The organism is Zobellella iuensis, from assembly GCF_016746085.1.
GTDB lineage: Bacteria > Pseudomonadota > Gammaproteobacteria > Enterobacterales > Aeromonadaceae > Oceanimonas > Oceanimonas iuensis.
Window position 1 is genome coordinate 1 of sequence record NZ_JAERTZ010000031.1, and the last position, 11,976, is coordinate 11,976.

At 62.5% G+C, this 11,976-nt stretch carries 7 protein-coding genes; 5 read left to right on the top strand and 2 right to left on the bottom strand.

Annotation, left to right across the window (positions count from 1 at the left end; genetic code table 11):
• Nucleotides 1–611: 611 nt before the first annotated feature.
• Together JKV55_RS17500 and JKV55_RS17505 are read right to left on the bottom strand one after the other, a co-directional pair.
• Nucleotides 612–2,303, bottom strand: coding sequence for a glycoside hydrolase family 13 protein (locus JKV55_RS17500; RefSeq protein ID WP_202088163.1), 1,692 nt, complete (start codon nt 2,301–2,303; stop codon nt 612–614).
• 21 nt (nt 2,304–2,324) lie between these two features.
• The gene (locus JKV55_RS17505; protein WP_202088164.1) at nt 2,325–3,455 is read right to left on the bottom strand and encodes an ABC transporter ATP-binding protein; all 1,131 of its coding nucleotides are present in this window, start codon (nt 3,453–3,455) and stop codon (nt 2,325–2,327) included.
• Between the two features lie 459 nt (nt 3,456–3,914).
• Between JKV55_RS17505 and malE the strand changes: the two genes are divergently transcribed.
• The 5 genes from malE to ovoA all read left to right on the top strand — a co-directional run bounded on the left by malE (nt 3,915) and on the right by ovoA (nt 11,893).
• Entirely contained in the window at nt 3,915–5,081 is a 1,167-nt protein-coding gene (gene malE / locus JKV55_RS17510) for a maltose/maltodextrin ABC transporter substrate-binding protein MalE (protein ID WP_202088165.1), read from the top strand.
• A gap of 68 nt (nt 5,082–5,149) precedes the next feature.
• Nucleotides 5,150–6,724 (top strand): maltose ABC transporter permease MalF, encoded by a 1,575-nt coding sequence (gene malF / locus JKV55_RS17515; RefSeq protein WP_202088166.1) that lies wholly within the window; start codon nt 5,150–5,152, stop codon nt 6,722–6,724.
• Between the two features lies 1 nt (nt 6,725).
• Complete coding sequence (gene malG / locus JKV55_RS17520) at nt 6,726–7,616, top strand: maltose ABC transporter permease MalG (RefSeq protein WP_202088167.1); 891 nt, start codon at nt 6,726–6,728, stop codon at nt 7,614–7,616.
• A 145-nt stretch (nt 7,617–7,761) separates the two neighbouring features.
• Entirely contained in the window at nt 7,762–9,687 is a 1,926-nt protein-coding gene (locus JKV55_RS17525; RefSeq protein WP_094040184.1) for a hypothetical protein, read from the top strand.
• An 88-nt stretch (nt 9,688–9,775) separates the two neighbouring features.
• Entirely contained in the window at nt 9,776–11,893 is a 2,118-nt protein-coding gene (gene ovoA, locus JKV55_RS17530; protein ID WP_202088168.1) for a 5-histidylcysteine sulfoxide synthase, read from the top strand.
• Nucleotides 11,894–11,976 lie beyond the last annotated feature (83 nt).

Genomic DNA, 11,976 nt, shown 5'->3' on the forward strand with positions numbered 1-11,976 from the left:
TGCGAGGTCAGCGAATGCTGCCTCCAGGGTCCAACGGCCTCCCCGGTAACTGTTTTTAACTCTATCAGTTCATCTCGCTTCAACATACAAGGGTCCGTTTATGATCAACGGACCAATCCCGCCACCGGCGCCGGGGTTCGGTCGAATAAATTCGACCCCTACAAATGGACGCCGGGTTGGCCGTAGGGTCCGTTTCAACGCACCATTTCGCCAACGGCGCCGGGGTTCGGTCGAATAAATTCGACCCTACGGCGGACGGCGGTTTGGCCAAGGGTCCGTTTCAACGGACCAATCCCGCCACCGGCGCCGGTTTCGGTCGAATAAATTCAACCCTACGACGGACGGCGGTTTGGCCGTAGGGTCCGTTTCAACGGACCATTTCGCCAACGGCGCCGGGGTTCGGTCGAATAAATTCGACCCCTACAAATGGACGCCGGTTTGGTCGTAGGGTCCGTTTCAACGGACCAATCCCGCCACCGGCGCCGGGGTTCGGTCGAATAAATTCGACCCCTACAAATGGACGGCGGTTTGGCCGAACGGGTATAGCGGTGGCAATATCGGGAGGAGAGCCGGCATGGGGTCCCATGCCGGCGGTATTAAGGAAGGGGATATCAGTCGTTCAGCCGGTACACCCGGGCTTCGAAGGGGCGCAGATCCAGGGTGTCTTCGGCCGGGTGCGGCTCAACCGGGTAGTTGGCCAGGGCCAGCCGCCCATGGTGCAGCGGCCAGGGCAACTGCCGCCGCTGCGCCGGGCGATCGCTCAGGTTGACCAGCACCAGCCAGTGCTGGCCGTCGAGCAGGCGGCTGTAGGCGTACACCTGGGGGTCGGATTCCAGCTCCAGCCGGTAGCGGCCGTAGATCAGGGCCGGCTCGGCCTTGCGCAGGCGGATCAACTGGCGGTAGAAACCGAGTACCGAGTCCGAGTCGCGCCACTGGGACGCCACGTTGATGGTTTCGAAATTCGGGTTGAGCGCCAGCCACGAGCGATCAGTGGTAAAGCCCGCCCCGGGGCCGGCGTCCCACTGCATGGGGGTGCGGGCATTGTCCCGGCTGGTCTGCGACAGGGTCCGGATGATCTCGGCGTCATCCACGCCCTGTTGCTTCATCTGGACATACTGGTTTTTGGCGGCCACGTCGTTGAAATCGTCGAGGCTCCCGAACGTGGTGTTGGTCATGCCGATTTCCTGACCCTGGTAGATAAAGGGCGTACCCTGCATCAGGAAATAGAGGCTGGCGATGGCGGTGGCACTCTGGTACCAATAGTGCTCGGCGTCACCCCATTTGGAGATGATGCGGGGCACGTCATGGTTCTCCACGAAGAGCGCATTCCAGCCAAAACCTTCCACTCCCGTCTGCCAGCGACCGAAGGCCTGCTTGATCTGTGACAGGTCCAGGCCCGCCGCCTCATCTTCCGCCCACAGCCCCACATGGTCGAAGGCGAAGATCATGTCCAGCCGCTGGTGCCGTTCGCCTATCCAGTCTTCCGCCTGGGCCGGTGATACGCCGTTGGCTTCGCCCACCGTCATGACGTCGTAACGGTTGAAGGTTTCCCGGCACATCTCGTCCAGGTGCTCGATAATGCCGTCGACGTTCATCATCTTGTCCCAGGCGGCACCATAGGCCTGGCCTTCCAGGGCAGGGACGTCGCTCAGGCCGGCTTCCTTCTTGATATGGCTGATGGCGTCGAGGCGAAAACCGTCGATGCCCTTGTCCAGCCACCAGCGTACCATCTCGTAGATGGCGTCGCGTACCTCGGGGTTTTCCCAGTTCAGGTCCGGCTGCTTGCGGGAAAACAGATGCAGGTAATATTGCTCTGTGGTCTGGTCATATTCCCAGGCCGAACCCTTGAAGATGCTCTCCCAGTTGTTGGGCTCGGCGCCATTTTTGCCGTCGCGCCAGATATACCAGTCGCGCTTGGGGTTGCCGCGGGAAGAGCGGGACTCGATAAACCAGGGGTGCTCGTCGCTGCTGTGGTTGACCACCAGGTCGAGGATGAGCTTCATGCCACGGGCGTGCACCTCGGCCAGCAGCCGGTCGAAGTCGGCCATGGTGCCGAACTCGGCCATTATGCCTTGGTAGTCACTGATGTCGTAGCCGTTGTCGTCGTTGGGGGACGGATACATGGGACAGATCCAGATCACATCGATGCCGAGATCCTGGAGGTAGTCCAGCCTGGCGGTGATGCCGTTCAGATCGCCGATGCCGTCGCCATTGGAGTCCATAAAGCTGCGCGGGTAGATCTGGTAGGCCACGGCTTCTTTCCACCAGTGGCGGGTGACGGAGGTAGGGGGTTGCCCGGGCATAAAAATCCTCGTTGATTCAGGTTACTTGATCAGTAGTTCGGTCTGGGGATCGAAATAGCAGACATGATCCATCTCGGCGGCCAGGGCCAGCGGCTCGCCTTCCGCGACGCGGCTCCGGCCACCGAGGCGGGCGTTGAGCCTGTGCTCTCCGGCTTGCAGTTGCACAAAGGTATCGGAGCCGGAGGACTCGACATTGGCTACCGGCAGGTGGATGGCGTGATCGTGTCGCGCTTCGCGGTAGGGATGCAGCGCCTCGGGACGCAGGCCTACCACTACTTCCTTGTCCTGGTAGTCACGCAGCCGTTCGGTGGCGCGACTATCCACCAGGGTAAAGCCGTTTGGACCGCACACCTCGAGGAGGACGCCGGCATCGCTGAGCTCGACCCGGGCGGGCAGCAGGTTCATCGGCGGGGTGCCCATAAAGTTGGCCACGAACATGTTGGCCGGTTCGTCGTAGATTTGCTGTGGGGTCCCCACCTGCTGGATATGGCCGTCGCGCAGTACCACTATCTTGGTGCCCAGGGTCATGGCTTCTATCTGATCGTGGGTCACATAGACGATGGAAGCGTTGGTCTGTTTGTGCAGATGGTGGATCTCGGCGCGCATCTCCACCCGCAGCTTGGCATCCAGGTTGGAGAGGGGCTCGTCGAACAGGAACAGCACCGGCTCCCGCACCAGTGCCCGGCCCATGGCCACCCGTTGCCGCTGGCCGCCACTGAGCTGCGATGGCTTGCGATCGAGCAGGTGATCGATTTGCAGCATTTGCGCCACCTCCCGGGTCTTGCGCTGCTGCTCTTCCTTCGGAACCTTGCGGATTTTCATGCCGAAGGCGATGTTTTCCGCCACCGTCATGGTGGGATAGAGGGCATAGGACTGGAACACCATGGCGATATCCCGATCCCGGGGCGGTACCCGGGTCACGTCGCGGCCGTCGATCAGGATCTGGCCGCCGGTGGTCTCTTCCAGGCCGGCAATGCAGTTGAGCAGGGTGGATTTGCCGCAGCCCGAGGGGCCGACCAGCACCAGGAAGTCCCCTTCTTTCATATCCACCGACACTGATTTGAGGATGTCGGTCCCGCCGTAGCTTTTAATCAGGGCATTGATCGACAGTACCTTGTGGGCCTGCTCCTGTTGGGTTGCTGTGTTCACCATCTGTTGCTCCATTATGAGGACGCCCGCCGCGTGACTCCGGCAGCGGAATTGTCGCCAGGGCACCTTGCTTCCTTAAAATTTAAAACGCTTTGAAATTAGCTTAACCGGGCGTGGAAGCAACCGCCAGATCCATGACTTGTGACGCGCGCCTCATTTTTTCGGGAGGGAGAGAGCATGAGTCCTTAATTTTGTTGTTTTCAGTTTTCTTTTTTGAAAATTAATAACGCATATTGGGCTTTTTGTGTGATTTATGTTTCATTTTTAAGGGTTCGGTTGTTGTTCTCTTGAAATGTTGCGTCAGATCACACTATGGTGGCATGCTGATGGTTCTGCCTTGCATCTATGGTTGAAAGCGCTTTAAATTTGATCGTCCGCCGTTTCTCCCCCCAGAGGCTGGCGCGCATTGTCATCGGTCCGCCAGGCAGGAGTCTGGATAAAACATGATAGGAAGGTACAACCATGATGAAGTTTAAGATCAATTTGCTGGCCGGTCTGATTGCCGGGGTGATGTCCAGCTCGGCGCTGGCCTTTGAACAGGACAAGCTGGTGATCTGGAGCGGCAGCACCAACAGGGGCGTGGTCGCCGTGGCCCAGCAGTTCACCGAGGAACTGGGTATCGAGGTGGTGGTGGAACATCCCGAGCCGGTGACCGACAAGTTCCAGCAGTCCGCCGCCAACGGCCAGGGGCCGGACATCATCCTCTGGGCCCACGACCGCTTCGGCGAATGGGGCGCCGGCGGCCTGCTCACGCCGGTGGAGCCGAGCCAGGAGATCAGGGAGCGGATGTTCGACTTCAGCTGGGACGCCCTGACCCTCGACGGCCGCATCTGGGGTTATCCGCTTTCCATCGAGGCGGTGGGCCTTATCTACAACAAGGATCTGTTGCCCGAGCCGCCGAGCTCCTTCGAGCAGATTTTCGATCTCAAGCTGGCCGATGGCGTCAAGGCCATCATGTGGGACTACAACAATGCCTACTTCTCCATGCCGCTGCTGATGGCCAACGGCGGCTATGTGTTCAAGCAGGAAGGCGGGGTCTACGATGCGCGCGACGTGGGCGTCAACAACGAGGGCGCGGTCAAGGGCGCCAGGATGATCAAGCGGCTGATCGACGAAAAAGTGATGCCGGTCGGGGCCGATTACAACGTGATGGACACCGCCTTCAACAAGGGCGAACTGGCCATGATGATCAACGGCCCCTGGGCCTGGGACAACCTCAAGGCCACCGGCATCAACTTCGGCGTGGCGCCCCTGCCCACCATCGAGGGCCAGTCGCCCAGATCCTTTATCGGGGTGATCTCCGCCGGCATCAACGCCGCCAGCCCGAACAAGGATCTGGCGGTGGAATTCATCGAGAACTACCTGCTGACCGAAGCCGGCCTGGCCGGGCTGAACGAGGCGGTGGCCCTGGGTGCGGTGGCGCACAAGGCCTACTCACAAGTGTTGTCCCGGGATCCGAACGTGGCGGCCACCCAGCAGATCGCGGCCCAGGGCGTGCCCATGCCCGGCATTCCCGAAACCGGCAAGTTCTGGGCGGCGATGAACCCGGCGCTGCAGAACATCACCGGCGGCCAGCAGACGGTGGAGAAGGCGCTGGATGACGCCGCCACCCGGATGCTGGCGAAATAATGGCCATGCCGGCACCTTGGGTGCCGGCAGCCTGTAGCAACGATCACAATGTATTTTTGGAGGCTGGCATGAGTTCGCCGACGGTCTGTGCGGAACCGGTGATGGGGGTTGAGAAGCCGTCGCGGTGGTCCCTGGCCAACATGGTCAAATTGAGTGTTCTCGGGGTGGTGTCGCTGGCACTGCTGTACGCGGTGTGGAGCCTGTACCTGGCCGGCGAGCCGCTGTTCGCGGTGCTGGTGATGGCGGTGCTGGTGGGCTTTGCCCTGATCTACGGCAACCGGCGTTTCTACACCGCCCGCTTCGTGTTTCCGGCGGTGGTGACGGTGGGGCTGTTCATCGCCTTTCCGGTGATCTACACCAGCTACGTCGGCTTCACCAACTACAGCGCCAGCAACCTGCTGTCTTTCCACCGGGTCAACGACATTCACCTGTCCCAGGTCACGGTGGACAAGAGCAGCGAGCGGCCCTTCTTCCTGCTGCCGGTCGAGGGCGGTTACCGGCTGGTGCTGCGTGGTGCCGACGGCGATCTGATAAGCGACCCCTTCGTCGCCGATGGCCAGCCCCAGCGGTTGCCGATGCAGGCAAGCGGGGAACTGGCGGCGCGGGCCGACGCCTTTCTGCCGGCCCGCGACCTGGTGCGCCTGCGCGGCGAGCTGGGCGCCATCACCGCCCTGCTGCCCGACGGCCAGCGCCTGACCACCTCCGGTATCCGCACCATGGCCCATGTCCAGCCCGTGTTCGAAGAACTCGAGGACGGCCGGCTGCGCAACCGGCTCGACGGCGGCATACTGGTGGCGGATCACTCGGTGGGCTTCTACCGGGACGAAGCGGGCAACCAGGTGGCCCCCGGCTGGCGGGTCAACGTGGGCCTGGACAACTTCAAGCGCATCCTGTTCTCCGAGGGCATCCGCGGCCCCATGCTGGAAATCTTTATCTGGACGGTCGCCTTCGCCCTGCTGTCGGTGCTGTTCACCTTCGGGGTAGGGGTGCTGCTGGCGGTGATACTGCAGTGGGAGCACCTGCGCTTTCGCGGCCTGTACCGCATCCTGCTGATTTTGCCCTATGCGGTGCCGGGCTTTATTTCCATCCTGGTGTTCCGCGGCCTGTTCAACCAGAACTTCGGCGAAATCAACATGATCCTGGAGGCGGTGTTCGGCATCCGGCCCGAGTGGTTCACCAACCCGACCCTGGCCCGCGCCATGACCATTATCGTCAACACCTGGCTGGGCTATCCCTACATGATGCTGCTGGCCATGGGTTACCTGCAGTCGGTGCCCGGCGATCACGCCAAGGCCGCGGCCCTGGAAGGAGCCAGCCCGGTGCGCAGCTTCTTCTCCATCACCCTGCCGCAGATTTTGCCGCCCTTCGCGCCCATGCTGATCTCGGCCTTCGCCTTCAACTTCAACAACCTGGTGCTGATCCTGCTGCTCACCCGGGGCCTGCCGGACATTCCGGGCACCCTGATCCCGGCCGGCTCCACCGATCTGCTGGCGTCCTTTACCTATCGCATCAGCTTTATGGACTCGGGCCAGAACTTCGGCCTGGCCGGTGCCATCGCCACCCTGATCTTCGCTATCGTCGGGGCCATGGCCTATGCCAACTTCGTGGCACTGCGCCGTGCCGTGGCCGCCAAGGGGAAATAACATGATCGTCGAATATCCGCGCAACCTGCTGCTGCGTAAAATCCTGGCCCACGGCTTCCTGTGGATTTTCCTGCTGCTGATCCTGTTTCCGTTCGTGATGATACTGTCCATTTCCTTCCGGGAGGGCAACTTCGCCACCGGCAGCATCTTTCCCGAAAACCCCACCCTGGAGCACTGGGCGCTGGCCCTGGGGCTGGACTATGTGCGGCCCGACGGCACCCGGGTGACGCCGCCCTTTCCGGTGTTGCTGTGGCTGTGGAACTCGGTCAAGGTCGGCACCATCGCCTCCCTGGGGGTGCTGGCGGTGTCCACCATCGCGGCCTATTCCTTCTCGCGGATGAAGTTCCGCGGCAAGGGCGGCCTGCTGGATTCGCTGCTGCTGATCCAGATGTTTCCCAGTGCCCTGGCGGTGGTGGCGCTCTACGCCATCTTCGACGCCCTGGGCAAGGTGACGCCCATCCTCGGCATCGACAGCCACTGGTCGCTGATCCTCTGCTACCTGAGCGGGGTGACCATGAACATCTGGATCATCAAGGGTTATTTCGACGCCATCGATCCGGCCCTGGACAAGGCCACCCAGATCGACGGTGCTACCCCCTGGCAGACCTTCCGCCATGTGTTCCTGCCGCTGGCGGTGCCCATACTGGCGGTGGTGTTCGTGCTGGCCTTTATCGGCACCGTCACCGATTACCCCCTGGCCTCGGTACTGCTGCGCAAGACCGAGCAGATGACCCTGGCGGTGGGTGCGCGCCAGTACCTGGTGGATCACAAGTACCTGTGGGGCGACTTCGCCGCCGCCGCCATACTGTCGGGGCTGCCGATCACCCTGATGTTCCTGCTGGCCCAGCGCTACCTGGTGTCCGGCCTGTCCGACGGCGGCGTCAAGGGCTAGCCGAGGTCGGGAAGGTCCCGACGGTTCCCTGTCGCCATCCGGCGGCGGGGAACCGTCAGGCGCTATGCTGTTCTCAGGATCCCTGTTTTTCGCCCGGTGGTGCCGGGCGTGTCTGTTGTTTGTATGTTCAGGCTAAGGAGAGCCTATGCCCCTGTTATTGTCCTGCCGCCCGGGATTGCCCTTTCCCCTCGGAGCCCGCTGTGGTGGGGATGGGGTGAATTTTGCCGTCTACGCTCCGGACGACCCCAGCCTGCGTCTGGTGCTGGAAAACCCGCAGAAGCACCGCTTCTGGCTGCCGCTGACCGACTGCCACAAGGGCGTCCGTCATCTGTTCGTGCCCGGAGTGGACCGGCACTGGCGATACTGCTACCAGAGCGGGCGAGGCAGCCGGCCCCGCTACCTGCTCGATCCCTATGCCACCCAGCTGTCGGAGTTGCCGTTTTTCGCCCATCCCTACGACGCCGGCTTCGACTGGCAAGGGGTTGGCTCCCCCCGGCACGACTGGCACGAGACGGTGATTGCAGAAGTGCACGTCAAGGGTTTTACACATCGTCATCCGGCCGTGCCGATCGAGCAGCGGGGTCGCTACGCCGGCCTTTGTCATCCCGGAGTGATCAGGCAGCTGAAAGAGACCGGCATCACGGCGGTGCAGCTGATGCCGGTGGCGGAATGGCGGGACGAGCCCGAACTGCCGCCGCTTGGCCTGACCAATTACTGGGGCTATAACCCGCTGGCGCCCTTTTCACCCAGCCGGCGTTACGCCCGGCAGGATCCGGTGAATGAGTTCAAGACCCTGGTGCGCGAGCTGCACCGTGCCGGCATCGAGGTGATCCTGGATCTGGTACTCGGCCATACCGCCGAAGGCGGGGAAGAGGGGCCGGTATGGCACTGGAAACACCTCTGTCCCGACTATTACCTGCGCGATCAGGATGGCCTGCTCGCCAACTACAGCGGTTGTGGTAATACGGTGGATCTGCGCCACCCCGCCGCCCTGCGCCAGGTGATGGACTGCCTGCGGTTCTGGGCGGAGGAATTCCGGGTTGACGGCTTTCGCATCGGTATGGCGACCACGCTGGGACGGGAGGGGGAGCACTTCGCCGAGTCTTCGCCCTTTTTCCGGGCGCTGGCGCAGGATCCGGTGCTGCAGCGTTGCAAGCTGATCGCCGAACCCCGGGACAGGGGCCCCCACGGTGACCAGTCGGGGCGCTTTCCCGATGATTTCGCCGAAGGCAATGACCGTTTCCGCGACGGCATTACCGGCTTTTGGCGCGGGGACAAGGTAGCGCCGGCGGAGCTCGCCCACTGTCTGACCGGGTCGCGTGGTCGGTTCAGCGAACAGCGCTGGCCGGCACTCCTGCCTGTGAATTATATCTGCAGCCACGACGGCCCCACCCTGGTGGATCTGGTCGGCGGCCCTGGCCGGGGCGGGCAGGGACAGGCCGCCGGGGACGACGTCGTGGCGTTCCGGCGACAATGCAACCTGCTGGCCTGCCTGCTGCTGTCCTTTGGGGTACCGCACCTGCTGGGTTCGGATCTGGCCGCGCACAGCCAGCGCGGCAACGTCAATGCCTACGATCAGGACAATGTCGTCGGCTGGCTGGACTGGGGAGCGGATCCCGAGGGGCGGCTACGTACCGTTATTTCCCGGCTGGCCGCCTTGCGCCGGCAGTGGATCATCCCGCTGCAGCAACGCATGAGTTATGCTTCTCCCCAGACCTCCTATCCGGATATGCACTGGCTGCGTCCAGACGGTGAAGCCATGGAAGAAGTGGAGCGGCGAGAGCCGGGGCTGCGCAGCCTGCAACTGCTGATTTCCGAACCCAGCTTGGGCTCGGTGCTGTGGCAACTCAATCGCGGTGACCGGGCCGAGTATCATCGCCTGCCCGGTCGTACCCCCTGGCGTCTGGCACTGGACAGTGCCAGGCCGGGTATCGAGCTGTCGGACGAAGGCGGATCTCACCTGGTGGCGGCGCACAGCCTTCGCTTCTGGGTGCAGCCTCCGGTGGCCGGTGACGGCCTGGCCGGGCCCGATGGTGCGGCCATGGCACGGCTTACCCGGTGGGGGGAATGAACCTGGCCGGAAAACAACGGGGCTTTTGCTTCTCATCGCCCGGCTAACCGGGTAACGTAAAGCAAAAACACCTTGTCGGGGATCTTCCATGGAACTACTTGCAGAGGCAGTCACCAGAACCATTCTACTGACCGGGGACTCGGTGGAGCGAAAGCGGGAAGAGGTCAGGACCTATTTTCACCGGACCTTCAGTCTGTACGAATCCCTGTTCGATTGCATCACCGACGATGACGCCTATTACCCGCGGCCGGAGCCGCTGCGCCACCCGCTTATCTTCTATTTCGGCCACACGGCGGTGTTCTTTATCAACAAGCTGGTGCTGGGCAAGTACCTGGACCGGCGCCTGGACGAGAGGCTGGAGTCCATGTTCGCCATCGGCGTGGACGAAATGTCCTGGGACGATCTGAACGAGGCGAACTACGACTGGCCCTCGGTGACCGACACCCGGGCCTATCGCCGGCGGGTACGAGAGCGGGTGGATGCCTTTATCGGCGAGATGCCGCTCGGCCTGCCGATCACCCCCGACTCCCCGGCCTGGATAGTGCTGATGGGCATAGAACATGAGCGTATCCACCTGGAAACTTCCTCGGTGATCATGCGCATGCTGCCGCTGGACTGGTTGCAACCCCACCCGTTCTGGTCTTCGGCCTGTCCCGAGTCGGGTCCGGCGCCGGAAAACGGCCTGCTGCCGGTGGCCGGCGACACCCTGACCCTGGGCAAGCCGGCCACGGCCGCCACCTACGGCTGGGACAACGAGTACGGCAGCAAGACGGTGACGGTGCAGCCGTTCCGGGTGTCCCGCTACCTGGTATCCAACGACGAATATCTGCGCTTTGTGCAGGACGGCGGCTACCAAAGCCCTCAATACTGGACCGAGGAGGGCCGCCGGTGGCTCGCCTTCAGCCGGGCCACCATGCCCCGCTTCTGGCTCGAGCGCCAGGGCGAGTACTACCAGCGCAACCTGCTGCAGGAAGTGCCTTTGCCGCTGAACTGGCCGGTGGAGGTCAACTACCTGGAAGCCAAGGCCTTCTGCAACTGGAAGGCGGCCCAGGACGGCAGCCATATACGGCTGCCCACCGAGGCCGAATGGACCCTGCTGCGCAACCGGCTCGACGCCGACCAGCCCGGCTGGGCACGGGCACCGGGCAACATCAACCTGGAGCATTTCGCGTCTTCCTGCCCGGTGGACCGTTTTGCGGTGGACGGCATCCATGATGTGATCGGCAACGTCTGGCAGTGGACCGAAACCCCCATCGATGGCTTTCCCGGCTTCGAGGTGCATCCACTGTATGACGACTTCTCCACCCCCACCTTCGACAACCGTCACAACCTGTTCAAGGGGGGCTCCTGGATCTCGACCGGCAACGAGGCCACCCGTTATTCCCGCTATGCTTTCCGCCGGCATTTCTTCCAGCATGCCGGCTTTCGTTATATCGAATCAGACTATGCAGAGGTGCCCGTGGAACCCGTGAATACCTATGAAACCGACGAACTGGTGGCCCAGTACCTGGAGTTCCACTACGGGGCCGAATACTTCGGCGTGGCCAACTATCCGGTGGCCTGCGTGCGCACCCTGCTGGCGCGTCTGCCCGGGCTCAACAAGGGCAGGGCGCTGGATCTGGGTTGCTCGGTGGGCCGGGCCAGCTTCGAGCTGGCGCTGCACTTCGGGGCGGTGGATGGCATCGACTTTTCCGCCCGTTTTATCCAGCACGGCTTCCAGTTGAAGGAGAGCGGCCAGACCCGCTTCGCCATTCCCACCGAGGGCGAACTGGTGGAATTCAAAGAGACCAGCCTGCACGTCCTGGGCTACGCCGAGGTGGCCCACAAGGTGGAGTTCGTGCAGGGCGATGCCTGTAACCTGAAAGCCCGTTTCGGCGGCTACGATCTCGTCTTCTGTGGCAACCTGATTGACCGGCTCTACGATCCCAGCCTGTTCCTCGGCCAGGTGCACGAGCGGCTCAACCCCGGTGGCTACCTGGTGCTGACCTCGCCCTACACCTGGCTGGAGGACTACACCCCCAAGGCCAAGTGGCTGGGCGGCATCAAGGTCAACGGCGAGAACTTCACCACCCTGGACGGTCTTAAGGCGTTACTGGGCGGGCGTTTCGAGCTGGTGGGCCAGGAAGACATTCCCTTCGTGATCCGTGAAACCCGTCGCAAGTTCCAGCATAGCCTGGCGGAAATGACCCTGTGGAAACTGAAGTAAGAAAAACGGAGACCGGTGCTCTGGTCTCCTCGGATAAAGAGACAGTCGGTCGCTGATCGGCTTCAGATGGCTGACAACGGCCC